17 protein-coding genes and 1 pseudogene are annotated in these 18,423 nt (G+C 71.9%); 11 read left to right on the top strand and 7 right to left on the bottom strand.

Annotated features, from left to right (window positions below):
* Nucleotides 1–24: 24 nt before the first annotated feature.
* Entirely contained in the window at nucleotides 25–102 is a 78-nt protein-coding gene (locus tag ACIBJB_RS43770) for a putative leader peptide (protein WP_350786652.1), read from the bottom strand.
* 144 nt (nucleotides 103–246) lie between these two features.
* Here ACIBJB_RS43770 and ACIBJB_RS43765 point away from each other — a divergent pair, with 144 nt between their 5' ends.
* Complete coding sequence (locus ACIBJB_RS43765; RefSeq protein WP_266376144.1) at nucleotides 247–1,167, top strand: LysR family transcriptional regulator; 921 nt, start codon at nucleotides 247–249, stop codon at nucleotides 1,165–1,167.
* Nucleotides 1,168–1,191: 24 nt separating this feature from the next.
* Here the strand turns inward: ACIBJB_RS43765 and ACIBJB_RS43760 are convergent, their stop codons facing one another.
* Nucleotides 1,192–1,380 (bottom strand): hypothetical protein, encoded by a 189-nt coding sequence (locus ACIBJB_RS43760; RefSeq protein ID WP_059208846.1) that lies wholly within the window; start codon nucleotides 1,378–1,380, stop codon nucleotides 1,192–1,194.
* A 352-nt stretch (nucleotides 1,381–1,732) separates the two neighbouring features.
* On the opposite strand from ACIBJB_RS43760, the gene ACIBJB_RS43755 reads away from it, so the two are divergent.
* The 3 genes and pseudogenes from ACIBJB_RS43755 (at nucleotide 1,733) to ACIBJB_RS43745 (ending at nucleotide 5,247) form a co-directional block, all read left to right on the top strand.
* Nucleotides 1,733–3,259, top strand: a complete 1,527-nt coding sequence (locus tag ACIBJB_RS43755) for an SDR family oxidoreductase (protein ID WP_398939746.1) — start codon at nucleotides 1,733–1,735, stop codon at nucleotides 3,257–3,259.
* 35 nt (nucleotides 3,260–3,294) lie between these two features.
* Nucleotides 3,295–4,670, top strand: a pseudogene (locus ACIBJB_RS43750) (cryptochrome/photolyase family protein).
* Between the two features lie 136 nt (nucleotides 4,671–4,806).
* Nucleotides 4,807–5,247: an SPW repeat protein gene (locus ACIBJB_RS43745; RefSeq protein WP_326671634.1), complete on the top strand. Its 441-nt coding sequence runs from the start codon at nucleotides 4,807–4,809 to the stop codon at nucleotides 5,245–5,247.
* 69 nt (nucleotides 5,248–5,316) lie between these two features.
* On the opposite strand, the gene ACIBJB_RS43740 is transcribed toward ACIBJB_RS43745, so the two are convergent.
* The gene (locus ACIBJB_RS43740; protein WP_398939766.1) at nucleotides 5,317–6,084 is read right to left on the bottom strand and encodes a phosphotransferase; all 768 of its coding nucleotides are present in this window, start codon (nucleotides 6,082–6,084) and stop codon (nucleotides 5,317–5,319) included.
* Here ACIBJB_RS43740 and ACIBJB_RS43735 point away from each other — a divergent pair.
* Together ACIBJB_RS43735 and ACIBJB_RS43730 are read left to right on the top strand one after the other, a co-directional pair.
* Complete coding sequence (locus ACIBJB_RS43735; RefSeq protein ID WP_398939745.1) at nucleotides 6,083–6,634, top strand: GNAT family N-acetyltransferase; 552 nt, start codon at nucleotides 6,083–6,085, stop codon at nucleotides 6,632–6,634. The genes ACIBJB_RS43740 and ACIBJB_RS43735 overlap by 2 nt on opposite strands.
* Nucleotides 6,635–6,771: 137 nt before the next feature.
* On the top strand, nucleotides 6,772–6,918 hold the full coding sequence (locus ACIBJB_RS43730) for a hypothetical protein (protein ID WP_398939744.1): 147 nt from the start codon (nucleotides 6,772–6,774) through the stop codon (nucleotides 6,916–6,918).
* Here ACIBJB_RS43730 and ACIBJB_RS43725 read toward each other — a convergent pair.
* Nucleotides 6,911–8,350, bottom strand: coding sequence for a hydrolase (locus ACIBJB_RS43725; protein WP_398939743.1), 1,440 nt, complete (start codon nucleotides 8,348–8,350; stop codon nucleotides 6,911–6,913). The two genes, ACIBJB_RS43730 and ACIBJB_RS43725, sit on opposite strands and share 8 nt — an antisense overlap.
* A 232-nt stretch (nucleotides 8,351–8,582) precedes the next feature.
* On the opposite strand from ACIBJB_RS43725, the gene ACIBJB_RS43720 reads away from it, so the two are divergent.
* Together ACIBJB_RS43720 and ACIBJB_RS43715 are read left to right on the top strand one after the other, a co-directional pair.
* Nucleotides 8,583–8,846 (top strand): GlsB/YeaQ/YmgE family stress response membrane protein, encoded by a 264-nt coding sequence (locus ACIBJB_RS43720; protein ID WP_398939742.1) that lies wholly within the window; start codon nucleotides 8,583–8,585, stop codon nucleotides 8,844–8,846.
* A 199-nt stretch (nucleotides 8,847–9,045) separates the two neighbouring features.
* Complete coding sequence (locus ACIBJB_RS43715) at nucleotides 9,046–9,927, top strand: GNAT family N-acetyltransferase (protein WP_398939741.1); 882 nt, start codon at nucleotides 9,046–9,048, stop codon at nucleotides 9,925–9,927.
* Here the strand turns inward: ACIBJB_RS43715 and ACIBJB_RS43710 are convergent, their stop codons facing one another.
* From ACIBJB_RS43710 to ACIBJB_RS43700, 3 genes are all read right to left on the bottom strand, one after another.
* On the bottom strand, nucleotides 9,928–10,851 hold the full coding sequence (locus ACIBJB_RS43710) for an NAD-dependent epimerase/dehydratase family protein (RefSeq protein WP_398939740.1): 924 nt from the start codon (nucleotides 10,849–10,851) through the stop codon (nucleotides 9,928–9,930). It abuts the gene before it with no gap.
* A 152-nt stretch (nucleotides 10,852–11,003) separates the two neighbouring features.
* Complete coding sequence (locus ACIBJB_RS43705) at nucleotides 11,004–11,780, bottom strand: GNAT family N-acetyltransferase (RefSeq protein WP_398939739.1); 777 nt, start codon at nucleotides 11,778–11,780, stop codon at nucleotides 11,004–11,006.
* Between the two features lie 41 nt (nucleotides 11,781–11,821).
* Entirely contained in the window at nucleotides 11,822–12,199 is a 378-nt protein-coding gene (locus tag ACIBJB_RS43700; protein WP_398939738.1) for a MerR family transcriptional regulator, read from the bottom strand.
* Between the two features lie 58 nt (nucleotides 12,200–12,257).
* On the opposite strand from ACIBJB_RS43700, the gene ACIBJB_RS43695 reads away from it, so the two are divergent.
* From ACIBJB_RS43695 to ACIBJB_RS43685, 3 genes are all read left to right on the top strand, one after another.
* Complete coding sequence (locus tag ACIBJB_RS43695; RefSeq protein ID WP_398939737.1) at nucleotides 12,258–13,451, top strand: MFS transporter; 1,194 nt, start codon at nucleotides 12,258–12,260, stop codon at nucleotides 13,449–13,451.
* Between the two features lie 35 nt (nucleotides 13,452–13,486).
* Entirely contained in the window at nucleotides 13,487–13,966 is a 480-nt protein-coding gene (locus tag ACIBJB_RS43690) for a nucleoside deaminase (protein ID WP_398939736.1), read from the top strand.
* A gap of 128 nt (nucleotides 13,967–14,094) precedes the next feature.
* The gene (locus tag ACIBJB_RS43685) at nucleotides 14,095–18,417 is read left to right on the top strand and encodes an aminotransferase class I/II-fold pyridoxal phosphate-dependent enzyme (RefSeq protein ID WP_398939735.1); all 4,323 of its coding nucleotides are present in this window, start codon (nucleotides 14,095–14,097) and stop codon (nucleotides 18,415–18,417) included.
* The last annotated feature ends 6 nt before the right edge of the window (nucleotides 18,418–18,423 follow it).

Here is an 18,423-nt window from a genome sequence, read left to right as displayed (position 1 = left end):
CGCGGCGGATCGGAGAGAGGTTGATCAGGCCGCGGCGCAACAGGAGGCGCTGGAGACGCGCGCGAGGTCGACATGGCGTCGCCGCGTGAGGTCCAGTCGCATCTTCATGCCGTCGATCGTGACAGCCGGCGGCGAGAGGCGTCAAGGAAAACCCGACCGGTCTCGTATCGCGGACCATTGAATTTCACGAACGTGTGACAGGGAAACCCTTGAACCGGGAGGGAAATGGCCCGCATTCTGCGGTGCATGCGGACGGAACAGCTGGAATACATCGCCGCGGTGACCCGGCTCGGCTCACTGCGCCGCGCGGCGGACGAACTGCGCCTGTCGCAGCCCGCGTTGAGCGAGACCGTGCGGAACCTGGAGCGGGAGCTCGGGGTCGACCTGCTGGAGCGCAAGCGGTCCGGGGCGACGATGAGCGCGGAGGGCCGGGAGTTGCTGCCGCACATCGTCGGCGTGCTGGAGGCGGTGGACCGGCTGCGGGCGGCGGCGGGCGAGCAGCACCGCATCAGCCGTATGGTCCGGGTCGGCACGGTGAACGCGGCGACCGTGCCGCTGCTCATTCCGGCGGTCGAGGACTTCCGGGCCGCTCATCCGGTCACCCAGGTCGAGGTGGTCGGCGCGCAGCAGACGGACATCCACCGGGCCCTGTCCGAGGGCGGTTTCGACCTCGGTCTGGTCAATCACCTCGACGGTGACGACACGCCCGCGGGATTCGAGTCCACGCAGCTGCTTCGGGGGCGGCCGGTGGTGTGCCTGCGCCCGGACAGTCCGCTGGCCGCGCGGACCTGTGTACCGGTGGACGACCTGCTCACCCAGCCGTTGATCGCGATGCGCACCGGATATGTCATGCACCGTTTCGTCCACCGGCTGCTGGGCCATCGCGGCTCGTCCTTCGCGTACTCCACCGACGGCGCCGAGATGGGCAAGCTGATGGTGGCCGAGGGGCTGGGGGTGACCGTGCTGCCCGACTTCAGCGTGGTCGGGGATCCGCTGGAACGTCAGGGCACGATCACCCACCGGCCGATCGAGGGCGACGCGACCCGGGTGCTGCTGATGCTTCAGCGCCGCAGGGCCGAGTCCGTGCCGCAGGCGGCCCGGGACCTGCACGACGTGTTCGTCCGCCGGGCCCGGCACCTGGGCGGGACGCTCACCCCGCCCGGCTGAGCGCCCCAGGAGGAGCGTGCTCGTTCAGTCCTCGTCGCGCCCCGGGACGACCACGAGGAACGCGTCCGACTTCAGATCCATCACGACGGTCGCGGGCTCGCCCTTGGCCCGTCGCTCCGCCGCGTACTCCTCCGCCGGCCACGATCCGCGAGGAGCTCCCGCAGGAAACCGCTCCAACACCTTCGCGCCCATAGCGGCGAACACCTCCAGCATCGATGTACGACTCGAACCGTCCTGTCCCGTACGAGTGCGGCTTCCCGCGATGCGCGCGATCATGTCCCCGAGCCCGCGTTTTCGTCCACGGGCGCCGGCCGTGGGCAGGAACCGGGCCGGCGCAGCATGGTCACGAACGCGTCCCTGCCACTGCTCGCCCCGCTCCTGCGCCCGTCCCAGTGCGGGACGGGACGGGGGATGTGCCACGGGCAGCGGGCGCAGAGCGGTCGAGGCTGCCGCGTGCGCGGGCCGGCACGGCAGCCCCGCCGGCGAGTTCACGAGGCACCGCATCGAAGCGAGCCGCGGCACGGAAGTGGTCAGCAGGGGGGCCTGGACGAAGGGCCGAGAGCCGATGGAGCACGACGACACGCGAGAGGGACTGCGCTGTCTGGTGACCGGCGCCACGGGGTACATCGGCGGCCGGCTCGTCCCCGAACTCCTCTCCGCGGGACACCGGGTGCGCTGCCTTGCCCGCTCCCCCGACCGGCTGCGCGACCATCCGTGGGCCGACCGTGCGGAGGTGGTGGCCGGTGACGTGACCGACGCCGCGTCCGTCGCCCGCGCACTGGCAGGGGTGGATGTGGCGTACTACCTGGTGCACGCGATGAGCTCCGGCAAGGACTTCGAGGACACCGACCGCAGGGCGGCGCTGATCTTCGCCGAGCAGGCCCGGGTCGCGGGCGTGCGGCGGATCGTGCACCTCAGCGGGCTCACCCCGGCGGGCGTGCCCGAGCACGAGCTCTCCCCGCACCTGCGGTCCCGTGCCGAGGTGGCCCGCATCCTGCTCGATTCCGGGGTCCCGACCACGGTCCTGCGGGCGGCCGTCGTCATCGGCTCGGGTTCCGCGTCCTTCGAGATGCTGCGGTACCTGACCGAACGCCTTCCCGTGATGGTCACCCCGAGCTGGGTGCACACCCGCATCCAGCCCGTGGCGGTCCGCGATGTGCTCCGTGCCCTCGTCGGCAGCGCCCGCATGCCGTCGGACGTCAACCGGGCCTTCGACATCGGCGGACCGGAGGTGCTGACGTACCGGCAGATGATGCTCAGGTACGCGGCGGTCGCCGGACTGCCGCGCCGGATCATCCTTCCGGTGCCGGTGCTCACCCCCGGGCTCTCCAGCCACTGGGTGGGCCTGGTGACACCGGTGCCCGCCTCGATCGCCCGGCCGCTCACCGAGTCGTTGCGCCACGAGGTGGTCTGCCACGAGGACGACATCGCCCGCCATCTCGCCGGCCCGCCCGCTCGTCCGACCGGCTTCGACGACGCCGTACGACTGGCTCTGCAGCGGGTGCGGGAAGCGCGGGTCACGACCCGGTGGTCGTCGGCCTCGGTGCCGGGCGCCCCCAGCGATCCGCTGCCCACCGACCCCGACTGGGCGGGCGGAAGTCTCTACAGCGACCACCGGGAGCTCCGGGTCGACGCCTCGCCGGAAGCGCTGTGGCGGGTCATCGAGGGCATTGGCGGCGAGAACGGCTGGTACTCCTTCCCGCTCGCCTGGGCGGTGCGGGGCCGGCTGGACCGGCTGATGGGCGGGGTCGGGCTGCGCCGGGGGCGCCGGGACGCGGCCCGGCTGCGGGTCGGTGACTCGCTGGACTTCTGGCGGGTCGAGGCGATCGGGCCCGGCCGGCTGCTGCGGTTGCGGGCCGAGATGCGGCTGCCGGGCCTGGCCTGGCTGGAGATGGGCGTGGTCACGGACGAGGAAGGTCGCACCCGCTACCGGCAGCGCGCCCTGTTCCATCCGCACGGTCTGCTCGGCCAGGTCTACTGGTGGAGCGTCTCCCCCTTCCACGCGATCGTCTTCGGCGGCATGGCCCGCAACATCGCCCGGGCCGCGGCGGATTCGGCGGCCAGAGATCCACAGCACGCCCCGGTCCGCTGACCTCCCGGCTCCTCTCTGCATCCCGGAGTAGCACCATGAGCATCTCGGTCGTCCTGTTCACCTGCGACCTGCGGCTGCACGACCACCCGCCGCTCAGGGCCGCCCTCGACGTCACCGAGCAGGTCGTCCCGCTGTTCGTGCGGGACCGGGCCGTGGACGCCGTCGGATTCGCCGCCCCCAACCGACTGGCGTTCCTGGCCGACTGTCTGCGCGACCTCGACACGGGTCTGCGTGAGCGGGGCGGCCGGCTGGTCGTGCGCCACGGTGGCCTCGTCGACGAGGTGTGCAAGGTCGCCGCCGAGGCGGACGCCGACGAGGTGCACATGGCGTCCGACGTCAGCTCCCACGCCCACCGGCGGGAGGAGCGGCTGCGCCGGGCCCTGGAGGCGGAGGGCGTACGGCTGCACGTCCACGACACCGTGAACACGGCCGTCGCTCCCGGCGCGGTGGTCCCGGCCACCTCGGACCATTTCGCCGTCTTCACTCCCTACTTCCGGCGCTGGTCCCAGGAGCGGCTGCGGGACCCGCTCGCGGCCCCGCGGACCGTGCGGGTCCCGGACGGCGTGGGGTCCGAGCTCCTGCCGTCCCGTGCCGACCTGTCGGGACTCTCCCAAGGACTCGCCGCCGGCGGTGAGACGGAGGGCCGCGAGCGGCTCACCACCTGGCTGCGGGCGGGCGTGGGCGCGTACGGGGAACGCCACGACGACCTGGCCGGCGACGCCACCTCCCGGCTCTCCCCGCACCTCCACTTCGGCACCCTGTCCCCCGTCGAACTCGTCCACCGGGCGCGCCGGGCAGGCGGTCCGGGCGCCGAAGCCTTCGTACGGCAGCTCGCCTGGCGCGACTTCAACCGGCAGGTGCTCGCGGCCCGCCCCGCCGCGGCCACCGCCGACTACCGCACCCGGCACGACCGCTGGCGCTCCGAGCGGGCCGCCGCCGAGGACATCCAGGCGTGGAAGGAGGGACGCACCGGCTACCCGATCGTCGACGCGGCGATGCGCCAGCTGCGCCACGAGGGCTGGATGCACAACCGTGGCCGTCTGCTGACGGCGAGCTTCCTCACCAAGACGCTGTACGTGGACTGGCGCGTCGGGGCGCCCGGCACTTCCTGGATCTGCTGGTCGACGGTGACCTCGCCAACAACCAGCTCAACTGGCAGTGGATGGCGGGTACCGGCACCGACACCCGGCCCAACCGCGTCCTCAACCCCGTCGCCCAGGCCAAGCGGTACGACCCCGACGGCACCTACGTCCGCCGCTGGGTGCCGGAACTGTCCGCGCTGCGGGGACCCGCTGTGCACGAGCCGTGGAAGCTGCGGGGCCTGGACCGCGCCGCGCTCGACCATCCGGATCCGATCGTGGAGCTGCCCGAGGGTCTCGCCCGCTTCAAACGGGCCCGGGGCCGGGACTGACGTCGGCCCCGGGAACCCGGAGACGAGGCTGCCACCTCTACACATAAAGAGAAAATAAGCGCAGAATGTATGCAGGCGGCGCTTACCGCACACCGCACCAGACGCGGTCAGGCCAGTAAGTCAAAGGAGACGAGTCATGGCCAACGTCTCGCACACCAGAGGTGACATCACCAGCCACCCCGACGCTCCGGAAATGCGGGAACGCTACGCCCGCATGCTCGGCGGTCGCGATGTGGCGCTCGTGGACGGACCGGTGTTCCTGCTCGGTCTGTACTGCGCCGTGTCCCCCTGGATACTCCACTACACGACGAGCCAGCCCGCCCTCGTGACCCACAACCTCATCGTGGGCATAGCGATCGGTCTGCTGGCCCTCGGGTTCACCCAGACCCCTGAGCGCATGTACGGCCTCAGCTGGGCCTTCTGCGCGGTCGGCATCTGGATGATCATCGCTCCCTGGGTCGTCGGCGAGAGCCCCGACGCCGGTGTGGCGCTGAACAACATCATCATCGGCGCCCTCGCGGTGATCCTGGGGCTGATGTGCACCGTCACGGCGGCGAAGAGCGCCCCCAAGCCGTAGAGGTTCCCCGACCCGGAAGAAGGGAGGGCCGGTCCACGCGCGGTGGACCGGCCCTCCCTCCGCATGCCGTCACCCCAGCTGGGAGCCCAGCTCGCGCCGATGAGCGGCGACCCACTCCCACGCGGCCCGTACCTCGTCCACGGCCCCTTGTTCCCGCAGCCCGACCATGGCCGGCTCGCCTCTCAGCGCCCCGGCCTCGATCCCTCGCCGACACCGGTCCTGCCACCACAGCACCGTGTCCAGCAGCCGGTCCCGCCCGTCGAGGCCGTAGGCGTCGCAGACCAGCCTGATCCGGCGAGCGGCCTCCGCCACGTCGGTGACGGCCGGCCCCAGGTCGAGGTACTGCCAGCACACGTGGGCGACGTCGTGGATCCGGGCGCCCGGGGCGGCCAGGTCCCAGTCGATGAAGGCCGAAGGGCGCCATACGCCGTCCGCCACGGCGTACACGGTGTTTTTCGGCGCGAGGTCGTTGTGGCAGACGACGTCCCGATCGCCGGCGAGCGGCGTCCCGTGGGTCAGGTCGTGGAAGGCCCGGACAAGTCGGGCCACCTCCACGAGGGCTTCGTCGTCACGGGCGGCGACGCGCTCGCGCGAGGTCACGGCGGCCCTCCCCTCGAGGTAGCCGAACGTCTCCCGGCCGTGTTCGTCGATACCGAGGAACCGGGGCGCACCCCGCCAGCGGGCGCTCTCGAACAGCGCGAGCAACTCCCGTACGAACGGCGACCGTTGCGACGGTGTGCGCCGCACGGTCTCTCCGACCCGGACGACCTCGCTGACCGCGCCGCCGCCGAGCGCCGACTCCTCCACCGACCGCCTCCCGGGGCAGGATCGTCCCATGGACACGAACAGAACCTTCACCCTCGTCCCGCCCGCACGTCTCGAAGGCTACGGCGTCCGGCTGCGCGAGTGGGCGGACGCCGACCTCGCCGACCTGGTCGCGCTCTACGACGATCCGGAGATGGCCCGCTGGACGCCGGTGGCCTCACCGTTCGACCTGGACGCGGGGCGCGCCTATCTCGCCGGTGCGCGGGAGGGGCAGGCCGAGGGACGGAAGATCCAGTTGGCCGTCACCACGGACGGACTCCTTCCCCGCGGGGAGGTGTTGCTGTTCCGCAGCGGTTCGGACGAGCGTGACCTGGAGCTCGCTTACGGCATCGGGTCCGCCCACCGGGGCCAGGGGCTCGCCGGGCGGGCGGTGCGCCTCGCGGCCGAGTACGCCGTCCGGGAGATCCGGCCCCGCCGGGTGGTGCTGCGCATCGACGCCGCCAACGCGGCGAGCGAGGCGGTCGCCCGGTCCTGTGCGTTCGAGCTCACGGACGAGCCGCCGGTCAGAAGGGTGTCGCGCGGCCGGGAGATCGTCCTGCGCACCTGGCGCCTGCGTGCCTGATACTCCGCCGCCTGCGGCGTGGTTCCCCATCGGGTGTGATCGACGGGGGCTTCCCGGGCCGCCACCGGTGAGCGCAACCTGACCGCCGTGCGGGGAAACTACGCCGAACTCGGGCGTGCTCCGAGCTGGAGCAGGAGATGCGGCGCGGCGCCCGCAAGGCACGGATGCTGGACGAGCGGGCGCCCGCCGGCACGCTGCGCGTGGTGACCGACGGGCGCACGGAAATCGACATCGCGGCCGGGGTGACGGCCGCCACCGGGTGGGTCCCGGCGCGGATCAGCTGACGTTCAGTGCCGTGTCGTCGACGACGAACGACGTCTGGAGGGTGGAGCCCTCCGTGCCGGTGAACTTGAGGGTGACGGTCTGGCCGGCGTAGCCCGCCAGGCTGAAGCTGCGCTGGGTGTAGCCGGAGGCAGCGTTGAGGTTCGAGTACGTGGCCAGAGTGCTCAGTACCGTGCCCGAGCTGTTCAGAACCTGCACCTTGAGGGTGTCGTAGGCGGTGCTGGTGGTGGTCTCGGCGGTGTCGACGTGCAGGTAGAAGCTGAGCGTGGCCGTGGTGCACGCGGCCGGGACGGTCACCGACTGGGACAGGGTGTCGGTGCGCGCGGAGCCGTAGCCGTCGAGCCAGGCGTAAGAGGAGCCGGTGCGGGCGGACTCGTCGGTGGAGTTGGTGATCACGCCGCTGGTGGAACTCCAGGTGCTGCTGCCCGACTCGAAGCCGTTGTTGCCCAGGAGCTGCGCCGACGTGCAGGTGGAACCGCCGCCTCCGCCACTCCCACTGCCGCTCCCGCCGGACAGCCACTCCGTGGCGTTGAGCGCGAGGGCCGCGTTGGTGGCGCCGGAGTCGTTCCAGCCGTCGTAGAGGGTGTTGCCGGACTGGCCGGTGCCGTCGTCGATGGGTGAGCTGTCGCCCCAGAAGGCGACGCGGCCGCTGCCGAAGGTACTGGTCGCGAAGAAGGCCCCGGTGTTGCCCGAGTAACCGGTGCGGTAGAGCAGGCCCTTGACGGCCGAGTTGTCGGCGGGCTTGAGGGTGGCCGTGGTGCCGCTGGCGATCAGGCTCTTGGTCACGGTGCCGAAGGAGCCGTGCAGGACGGGGTTGCCGCTGTCGCTGATGGCGCTCGGGTAGTCGGAGCTGATGCTCAGCGAGTCGATGGAGAAACCGAACGGGTCGGTCGAGTCGACGCTGTTGTTGGTCATCAGGTCGTTGAGGATCTCGACCGCGTCCTCGCCGTCGTTGTTGCGGTCGGCGCCGGTGTGGTCGGAGATCATGAAGAGACCGCCGCCGTTCTTCACGAAGGTCATGATCGCCGTCTTCTCGGCGGTGGTGAAGAGCGTGTTGGGCTCGGGGAGGACCAGGGTGTCGAAGTTCGACAGGTCGGTGGCCGAGGAGCCGCCGTAAGTGAGGGCGCTCGTCGCGGTCTTGAGGCTGTAGTCGCCGGTCTTCTGGAGGGCGACACCCCAGGAGGAGAGGGCGCCGGTCCAGTCGGTCTCGGCGGAGGGCGAGGAGTCCTGGCCCAGGGGGTCGGGCTGGCTGGTGGAGACGATCCAGTCCGCGTTGCCGGCCGTCTCGGCGTGGGCGTTGTCGAAGAGGATCCGGTGCGGGGTGGCAGCGGCGGCGGGGGTGGCGGTGACCTGCACGGCGACACCTGCGGCGACGAGGCTGAATCCGGCGACGACCGCGCCGAGTCTGTGGCGGGGAACGGTAAGTCCGAGCATCCGGCATACCTCCGTGAGGAGTTGGGGAGGGGGTGATGCGGGAAAGGGAACTACGCGCATAGATACCTGATCAATTTGAACGGTACATGACACCAAGAAGGCTGAACAGGATCGTCCGGTCCTCCCGACCAGGATTGACCGGGTGTTGACCGCCGGTTGGGACGAAGCCGGACTGAGGCCGCCCCCAGCGGGCATCCGGACTACATCGGGGCTCATCGGAAAAGGGGCGGAGATGGAAGTCGACGGCATCATCAGTGCCATCGTGATCGGCATAGTGATCGGTGTGCTGGGCCGGCTCGTGGTTCCGGGCCGTCAGCGCATCGGGATCCTGTGGACCATCGCGGTCGGCATCGTGGCCGCGCTGATCGGCTCGGCGATCGCCGGGGCCTTCGACGTGGCCGACACCAAGGGCATCGACTGGGTCGAGTGGCTCATCCAGATCGGCCTCGCCGCGCTCGGCGTGGCGGCGCTGGACCGGTCGAAGGCGCGCCGCTGACGGTCGTACGGCACAAGGCACCACACCAGCACGCGAAAACGCGGCGCGCCGGAGTCTCCGGCGCGCCGCCGCGTGTGTGCCCTGAGTGCGGGGGCTCCGACGAATGCGGGCGCCCCGACGGCAAATCCCGTTGCGCCCGCCGGAGCACGACGGCAGGCTTCAAGCGCCCGCCGCCCCTCCTCCCGTGCCGGAGACTCGCTTGCCCTTCCACATCACCCCGCTCGCCGACCCCGAACCCGCCGCCTCCAGCCGCCGTCTGGCCTGGCTGGCCTCCGGGGACGACGGGGTCCCGCTCGGGTCCGCCTTCCTGCGGCTGTTCACGAGGGAGGGGCAGGAGCACCTCGCCGAACTGCAACTCGCCGTGCACGGCGCCGAGCGGCGGCAGGGCGTCGGAAGCCGGCTGCTCAAGGCCGCTGTGGGCGCCGCGAAGGCGGAACGGCGACGGTCGGTGATCGCGCAGGCCGTACAGGGCTCCCCCGCCGATCTCTTCCTGGCCGCGCGGGGATTCCGGCAGGTCCTGGCGCTCACGTACGCCCGGCTCCCGCTGGCCGACGTCGATCGTGCCGCGATCGACGCACTCGTCGAACTGCCGCACCCCGGCTACCGGTTGACCGAGTGGGAGGGCACCGTGCCGGACGCGCTGGCGCGGTCCTTCGCCGACTCCCGGCGGGCGATGGACGACATGCCGATGGAGGGCACGGACTTCGGCAGGGTCGTCTGGGACGTGGAACGCGTGGTCGCGGCCGCGGAGGCGGTCGCGCGACGCGGAGAGCTGCTGCACACCGTCGCCGCCGTGGACGCGACGGACGGCAGCGTGGTCGGCTTCTCCGAACTGGTCGTGCCGGGCGACGGGTCGGGGGACGGCCAGCACTACGGCACCGCGGTGCTGCCCGAGCACCGCGGGCAGGGACTGGCCCGCTGGATGAAGGCCGCGGCCGTCCGCCACGCCCTCGATCGGCACCCGAGACTGTCCGGGTTGTGCACCGACACCGCGGAGAGCAACAAGCCGATGCTCGCCGTCAACGACGCACTCGGATACCTGCCGACGCACAAGTCCGTGGAGTACCAGCTCGATCTGTGATCACCGGGTCGTCGCGGCCCGAAGCGCGGCCAGACCGTCGCGGCTGGACGGGTACGCGGGCGTCCAGCCCAGTTCCCGCTGGGCTTTCTCCACCGACACCCTCATGTTCGTCGAGAACATCGTGTGCGCATAGCTCATCGGCCTCGTGAGCCACAGCGGTACGGTCATCGGCCTCGGCAGTCCGAACTCCTCGGCCACGCACAGCAGATGGGCGCGGAAGCCGAGCGGTGTGCGGTCCGCGACGTTGTACGCCTGCCCCGGGCGCCCGTGGGCGACCGCCGCGGCCACCGCGCGGGCGGCGTCGGTGAGTTCGACCCACGGCAGGACCCGGCCGTGGTCGGCGGGGGCGGGCAGTTGCCGCTTGCGCAGCAGGGTCAGGATGTTGTCGGTGCCGCCGGGGCCGTAGAAGAGGCCGAAGCGCAGTGCGATGCCCTCCAATCCGGGCGCCTCGAAGGTGAGTTGTTCCTTCGTGCGCATCCCGGCGAGGTGCCGTTCCAGCTCCGGGTCGGTACCGCGCGGCCCGAACTCGTCGTCCTCCGTGATCGGTCGGTCGCCGAAGTCGCCGTACCCGTATCCGAAGACCATCGACTCGGTGACGAAGCGGCGGGCGCCGGTGGCCCGGGCGGCCTCGACGAGGTGGGCGGTGCCCTCGATGCGCAGCGCGTCGGTGGCGTACATGTCGCGGTGGCGCACGGGCGGCTTGCGCAGTGCGGTCGCCGCGTGGACGACGGTGTCGAAGTGCTGCCCGTCCACGGCCCGCAGCAGGGCGTCGCGGTCCATGAGGTCGGCCCGGACGCCGTTGCCCTCGCTCCGGCCGAGTCCGGTGACCTTGTGGCCCGCGTCGGTCAGGGCCCTGGCGATGTGGCGGCCGAGGACGCCGCTCGCGCCGGCGAGGAGGATGCTCTGGTTCTGGTTCGTCGTCATACCGGTGCGACGGATCGGGCGGGCCCGGATGTGACATCGGGGCCGCCGGACTCTGGAGTTGTCCCGGCCACCGGGCTCCACGGCTGTCCCGGCCACCGGGCTCTACGGCTGCCCCGGGTGCCGGGCTCCACGGCTGTCCCGGCCACCGGGCTCTACGGCTGGTACACGTGCGGCTGCGTGATCGTCAGCGGTGCGAACCCGAGGCGTTCCAGGATCGGCCGGCTCGCGGCCATCGCGTCGACCTGGAGGTAGCGGTACCCACGCTCCACGGCGGCGCGGGCCCGGTGCGCCACCAGGGCGCGGTAGATCCCGCGCCCGCGCCAGCTCTCGACGGTGCCGCCGCCCCACAGGCCGGCGAAGCGGGTGCCGGGCACGAGCTCCATGCGGGCCGCGCTGACCGGCACGTCCCCGGCGAGCGCGACGGTCGCGACCACGGTGTCGGGGTCGTCCTGGAGCCGGGCGAGCAGTTGGTGCCGCAGCCGGGTGCTGTCGGTGCCGAAGGCCTTCTCGTGCACATCCGCCACGAGGTCGACACCCGCCCGGTCGGTGACCGGAAGGAAACGGATCCCCTCGGGCGGTTCGACGTCCAGGGTGAGGTCGGCGACCTCCGCGATCATCAGCGTCTCCTCGGGCTCGGGGGTGAATCCGGCCGCCCTGAGCCGCTGTCCGAGGTCGATCGGCAGGTCGTGGCCGTACAGCTTCCACTCGAACTCGTGGCCGAGCCCGCTGTAGTACGCGATCTGCTCGGCGATCGCCTTGTCGGCGCTCGACGCGTCCAGGTCGGACCAGACGACGCCGTTCCAGCCGTGCTCGGCGGCGACCTGGCGGACCACCCCGCCGACCCGCTCGACACGGGCACCGGGACCGTCCGGCTGTGCGCCTTCGCGCATGTCCCGGTCGAAGAGGGCGAGTACCGCAACATGATCCATGGGCCCACTTCATCACCCGGACGCCTTTGCGGCAATGGCGATTACGGCCGCCCGGCCTCCGCGCGCACCGCCGCCAGGTAGGCGCTGAGCCGGTCGCGGTTGCGGGCCAGACAGTCGATCCGGGCCTGGATGCGATCGACATGGGCCTCCAGGAGGGCCGCGGTCCGAGGCGTCAGGTGCTCGGGCGGCAACAGGATCTCCTCCGGCCCCGACAGATACGGCAGGATCGCGCGGATCATCTCCGTGGTCAGGCCCGAGTCCAGCAGCCCGCGGATCTGCTGGACGTCGCGGACCGCCGCCTCTCCGAAGTCGCGGTAGCCGTTGTCGGTGCGCTCGGGGTGCAGCAGGTCCTGCTCCTCGTAGTAGCGCAGCAGCCGGGTGGGGACCCCGGTGCGGCGGGACAGTTCACCGATCCTCATCACGTACTCCCGGGTCACCCTTGCCTTCACACTGATGTGAAGGTCCGAGCATGGTCGCATGTCCACCATCTCCCCGGCCAAGGGGACAGCCCCGCCCGCGTCCGCCCCACTCCCGTGGTCCGGGCTCCTCGCCCTGTCGACGGCCGCCTTCACCGCCGTGCTGACCGAGCTGCTGCCCGCGGGTCTGCTGCCCCGCATGGCCCCGGATCTGGGCGTCTCCGAGGCCCGGATCGGCTTCCTCGTCACCGGGTACGCGCTCGCGTCCTTCGCCGCCGCGATCCCGCTCACGGCCCTGCTGCGCGGGCTGCCACGCCGGCCGGTGCTCGTCGGGGCGCTGCTCGGCTTCGCGGTGAGCAACGCGGTGGTGGCGGTGTCCTCGTCGTACGCCCTCACCTTCGGGGCACGGCTGGTGGCCGGGGGCATGGGCGGGACGCTCTGGGCGATGCTCGCCGGGTACGCGGCCCGGATGGTGCCGGCCGAGCGGCGCGGCCGGGCGATCGCGATCGTCCTCGCGGGGATCACCCTCGCCCTGGCCCTGGGCGTCCCGGCCGGGACCGCGCTGGCCGGGACGGTGGGCTGGCGTACCGCGTTCGGGCTGCTGTCCGGGCTCGCGGTGCTGCTGGTGGGCTGGGTGCGGTGGCGGGTGCCCGGCTTCCCGGGCGAGACGGGGCACGCGCGCGTGCCGCTCGCCCGGGTCGCCGCGCTGCCGGGCATCCCGGCCGTCCTGTCCGTCACGCTCTTCCTGCTGGTGGGGCATCAGACGATGTACACGTACGTCGCCCCGTTCGCGGCGCATGCCGGTTTCGGCCGTACGGGACTGGTGCTGCTGGTGTTCGGGTCGGCGACGGTGGCGGGGATCTGGATCACCGGGGTGTTGGTGGACCGGCATCTGCGGCCGACGCTCGTGGGCGCGCTGGCGCTGTGCGCGGCCGTGATGCTCGCGCTGGGGCTCGCCGCCGGGGTCCCTGGTGTGCTGCTGATCTCGGTCGCCCTGTGGGGCGTCGCCTTCGGGGGTGCGCCGACGCTGATCCAGACCGCGCTGATCGACGCGTCGGGTCCGGAACGGGCGGACGTGGCGACGTCGTTGCAGACCACGGTGTACAACGCCGGCATCGCGGTGGGTTCGCTGACCGGGGGCCTCGCACTGGACGGCTGGGGCGCCGGGGCGCTGCCGTGGACCGCGTTGCCGTGGGTCGCGGTGGCCCTCGGGGTGGTCACCGTGGCGCGAAACGCGTTCCCGGCGACGCGGTGATGACCTTAGGCTCGTGGCGAGGAGGGCCGTACTCCATGGTCGTGAAGGACACCGAACTGCCGTATCTGCGCCGCTGCGTCGAGCTGGCCGCCGAGGCGCTGGAGGCCGGGGACGAACCGTTCGGCTCGGTCCTGGTGAGCGCCGACGGAGAGATCCTCGCCGAGGACCACAACCGCGTGGCCTCAGGCGACCGCACCCGGCATCCCGAGTTCGAGCTGGCCCGCTGGGCGGCGGCGCACATGACGCCCGAGGAGCGGGCGACGGCCACCGTGTACACCTCCGGCGAGCACTGTCCGATGTGCGCGGCCGCGCACGCCTGGGTGGGCCTCGGACGCATCGTGTACGTCGCCTCCTCCGAGCAACTCACCCAGTGGCTCACCCAGTTGGGCGTCCCGGCACCACCGGTACGGACACTGCCGGTCAACGACGTAGCCCCCGGCGTGGTCGTGGAGGGGCCGGTGCCGGAGCTGACGGAGCGCGTGCGGCAGTTGCACGCCCGGTTCCATCAGAGCTGACACCCGCTCCCCCGGGATGCAGCCCCGCGCCCCGGTGCCTACGATCGAAAAAGGACCCTGGACCAGGTGGAAGGCCCGGTCTCCTCCAGCGGGGGAGGCGCTTGCCCTTGCAGTCGACACGTCGGCTCATGGCCGCTCACGTCGCTCTGGTCGCTGTCCTGACGGTCGCCTACATGACAGTCCCTTCCGCGCGTACGCCCCTGTGGGCCGTCATCGGACTCGCCGGCGTCACCGCCGTACTCACCGGCATCCAGATGCACCGGCCGGCCCACCGCTGGCCCTGGTGGGCGCTGGCGGCCGGCCTGCTCACCTTCATCACGGGCGACACCTACTACAACGTCATGGAGGGATACTTCGGCGCCTCCAACCCCTTCCCCTCCCCCGCCGACGCCTGCTACCTCGCCACCTACCCGCTCTTCGCGGCCGGTCTGTTCGGTCTCATCCGCTACCGCTGGGCTGGCCACGACCTGCCCAGCCTGCTCGACGCGCTGATCTTCACCGCGGGACTCGCCCTGCCCGTGTGGGTGTACCTGGCGCAGCCGCTGACCGAGGTCGAGGGGCTGACCTGGCAGCAGCGGGCCATCAGCATCGCCTACCCCCTCGGTGACGTGCTGGTCCTGGCCCTGCTGGCCCGGCTGCTGACCCCGAGCCCGGTCGAAGCGCACAACAGGTCGGTGCAGCTCCTGGTGGTCGGCACACTGACACTGCTCGGTTTCGACATCGCGTACGGCATCCTCCAGCTGAACTCCAAGTGGCAGGTCGGCACGCTGCTGGACGCCGGGTGGATCGTCTTCTACACGGCGTGGGGTCTGGCCGCGCTGCACCCGTCGATGGCGGCGCTCACCGCCGCCGTACCGCAGCGACAGTGCCCTCTCCCGCCGCCCCGCAGGCTCGTGATGCTGGCGGCCGTCACCCTCATCGCGCCGGGGATCCTGCTGTACGAGGCGGTCACCCACAGGGCCCACCACGCGGGCGTGATCGCCGCCTTCTCGGCCGTGCTGTTCCTGTTGGTCATCCTGCGGCTGGCGGGCATGGTCGTGGCCCACCGCGGGGCGGTCGAGCGCGAGCTGGCCCTGCGCCGGGCGGCCGGGTCCCTGGTGTCCGCGGTACGGCAGCAGGAGGTCGTGCACACCTGCGAGAGCGCCGTCGACATGCTCCTGGGGCCGACGGTCCGCCACCGGACCCTGCTGCTGTCGGCCGAGCAGGCCGCGCCCCTGCTCCCCCACGAGGCCCGCCGGGTGTCCCCGGCCGACCTCGGGCCCGACATCGCCGCCCGGCTGGACGGGCTGCCCGCCGTCCTGCTGTGCCCCATGACCCCGCCCGACCGCCCGGCCACTCAGGACCCGGGCGTCCTGCTGGTCGCCGGCCCGCAGGGATCGCTCACCGAGACGCGCGGCTCACTGGAGATCCTCGCCTCCCACGCGGGCCTCGCCATGGAACGGGTCCTGCTGCGCCAGGAGGTGATCCGCCGGGAGAGCGAGGCCTACTTCCGCACCCTGGTGCGCAACACCTCCGATGTCATCCTGATCGTCGAGGACGACGACACCATCCGGTACGCCAGTCCCTCCGCCGCCGCCGTGTTCGGCACCGCGGACCTCGTCGGCGCGTCACTGCCGGACCTGGTGGATCCCCGGGCCCAGCACCGGGCGGCCCGTGAGCTGACCGCCGTACGCGACCACGGGCCGCGCGTCTCCCACGACCACTGGTGGGTACGGCACCACTCGGGGCGGGTGGAGGTGGAGGTGCGGTGCAGCGACTTCCGGGACGACCGGACCGTGGCCGGTCTCGTGGTCACCCTGCGCGATGTGACCGAACAGCGCAGACTGCAGCACGAGCTGACCCAGCGGGCCTTCCACGACTCGCTGACCGGCCTGCCCAACCGGACGCTGCTCCTGGAGCGGATCGAACGCGCCCTGCTGCGCGGCCGCCGCGAGTCGTCCCTGACCTGTCTGCTCTTCATCGACCTGGACGACTTCAAGCAGGTCAACGACACCATGGGGCACTCGGCGGGCGACCACCTCCTGCTCGCCGTCGGCAACCGGCTGACCCAGACCCTCAGACGCACCGACACCGCGGCCCGGCTCGGCGGCGACGAGTTCGCCGTACTGATGGAGGACGCCCGGGAGCCGCTCGACGCGGAACTGCTGGCGGCGCAGGTGGTGCAGACCCTGACCCGGCCGTTCGTGCTCGGCGACGCGTCGGTCACCGTCTCGGCCAGTGTGGGCGTGGCCACGGCTCACGACAGCACGGATGCCGAGGAGCTGCTCGGCCACGCCGACCTCGCCCTGTACGCGGCGAAGGCGGCGGGCAAACGGCAGTGGCACCGTTTCCGGCCGATGCTGCGGGCCCGCATGGTCGAGCGGCACGATCTGCAGAGCCGGCTCGCCCGGGCGGTCGCCGCCCATGAGTTCGCCCTGCGCTACCAGCCCGTGGTGGACATCGACGCGGGCGAGGTGGTCGGCTTCGAGGCACTGGTGCGCTGGCCGCGGGCCCCGGACCGGCCCATCGCGCCGGAGCAGTTCATCACCCTGGCCGAGGAGACCGGGCACATCACTCCGCTGGGCTCGTGGGTGCTGGAGAACGCGGTCGGCGACATCGCGGGACTTCAGCAGCTGCCGGGGCCCGCGGCGCCGCCGTACGTCAGTGTGAACGTGTCCGCGCGCCAGTTCCGCGACGCCGGGTTCGTGGACCAGGTCGGCCGGGCGCTGCGGACGCCGGGGCTCGTCGCCGGGTCCCTCCAGCTGGAGCTGACGGAGACGGTGCTGCTGCGCCGGGACGCCCAGATCCTGGCGGTGCTCCAGGCCCTCAAGGAGCTGGGGGTGCGCATCGCGGTCGACGACTTCGGCACGGGGTTCTCCTCGCTGCGCTATCTGCGGGACTTCCCCATCGACGTGCTGAAGATCGACAAGACGTTCATCGACGACATCTCCCACGAGGCCCGGCAGGTCGCCCTCGTCGAGGGCATCGTCCGCATCGCCGACACGCTGGGCCTGCAGGTGATCGCCGAGGGCATCGAGGATCCGGCGCAGCGGGACATACTGGCCGCGATGGGGTGCCGGTTCGGGCAGGGCTTCCTGTTCGCCCGGCCCATGACCGTGGAGCAGAGCGAGCGGGTGCTGCGACAGGACGGCGGGCGCTTCAGTCCGGGTTCCGGTGGCATTTCGGCTTCCGGTGGCGCGTCGCGATCCGGTGGCGCGAACGGGCACCCGGCCCGACGTACCCCGACTCCCCGCTCTGCCGGGAAGCGCACGGCGGATCTGGACCATCTGCGGCGCACCAGTCCGATGACCGACGCGGTCATCGACGAGGTGCACGGCCGCCGTATCCGCAGCCGCGGCCACTGGCTCACCGACTTCGCCTCCTGCAACTACCTCGGCTTCGACTGGGACCCGGAGATCGCCGCGCGCATCGACCCCGAGGTACGCCGGTGGGGCACGCACCCCAGCTGGTCGCGGCTGCTGGGCAGTCCACGCCTGTATCCCGTCCTTGAGGAGCGCCTCTCGGCGCTGCTGGGCGCCCCGGACACCCTGCTGCTGCCGACGCTGACCCTCATCCACGCCTCGGTGATCCCCGTCCTAGCCGACGGCGGTCACGTCTTCGTCGAGGCGAGCGCCCACCGGACGGTGTACGACGGTTGTGTGGTCGCCCGCGGCCAGGGCGCCACTCTGCACCGCTTCCACGCCGAACGGCCCGAGGAACTGAACGCGTTGCTCTCCTCGGTGCCCGCGCGCACGACCCGGCTGGTCTGCCTGGACGGCGTGAACAGCATGACCGGCAACCTCCCCGACCTGCCCGTGCTGGCCGCGCTGTGCCGTGACCGGGGGGCGACGCTGTACGTCGACGACGCACACGGCTTCGGCGTGATCGGGGAACGGGCGCCCGACGAGCCGTGTCCCTACGGCCTGCGCGGCAACGGCGTGGTGCGGCACACCGGCGAGTCGTACGACGGCATCGTGCTGGCCGGCGGCTTCTCCAAGGCGTACTCGTCACTGCTCGCGTTCCTCGCGCTGCCCACCGACCTCAAGAACCGCCTCAAGACGGCCGCGGCCCCCTATCTGTACTCCGGCCCGTCACCCACCGCGTCCCTGGCCACCGCGCTCGCCGGTCTCGAGGTCAACGACCTCAGGGGGGACGCGCTGCGGGCCGACGTCTACCACAAGACCGTGCGGGTGCTCGACCACCTCGCGGACCTCGACGTGCGCACCCTCAACACCGACCGACTGCCCATCGTGGAGATTCCCCTGGCGGACCCGGCCGACCTCGACGCGGTCGCCGCGTTCCTGTGGCAGGAGGGCATCTACGTGACGCTGGCCGCCCATCCGCTCGTGCCCCGCGACCGGATCGGTTTCCGGGTGCAGATCACGGCGCTCAACTCCGACGAGGACATCGACCGGCTCAACGCCACACTGACCACGCTGGCAGGGCGCTTCCGGCTGCGCCCGAGGCACTGAGGAGGT

Origin of the sequence: Streptomyces sp. NPDC050759 (assembly GCF_044456945.1) — a bacterium.
GTDB lineage: Bacteria > Actinomycetota > Actinomycetes > Streptomycetales > Streptomycetaceae > Streptomyces.
This window is presented reverse-complemented; position numbering and strand designations above follow the sequence as displayed.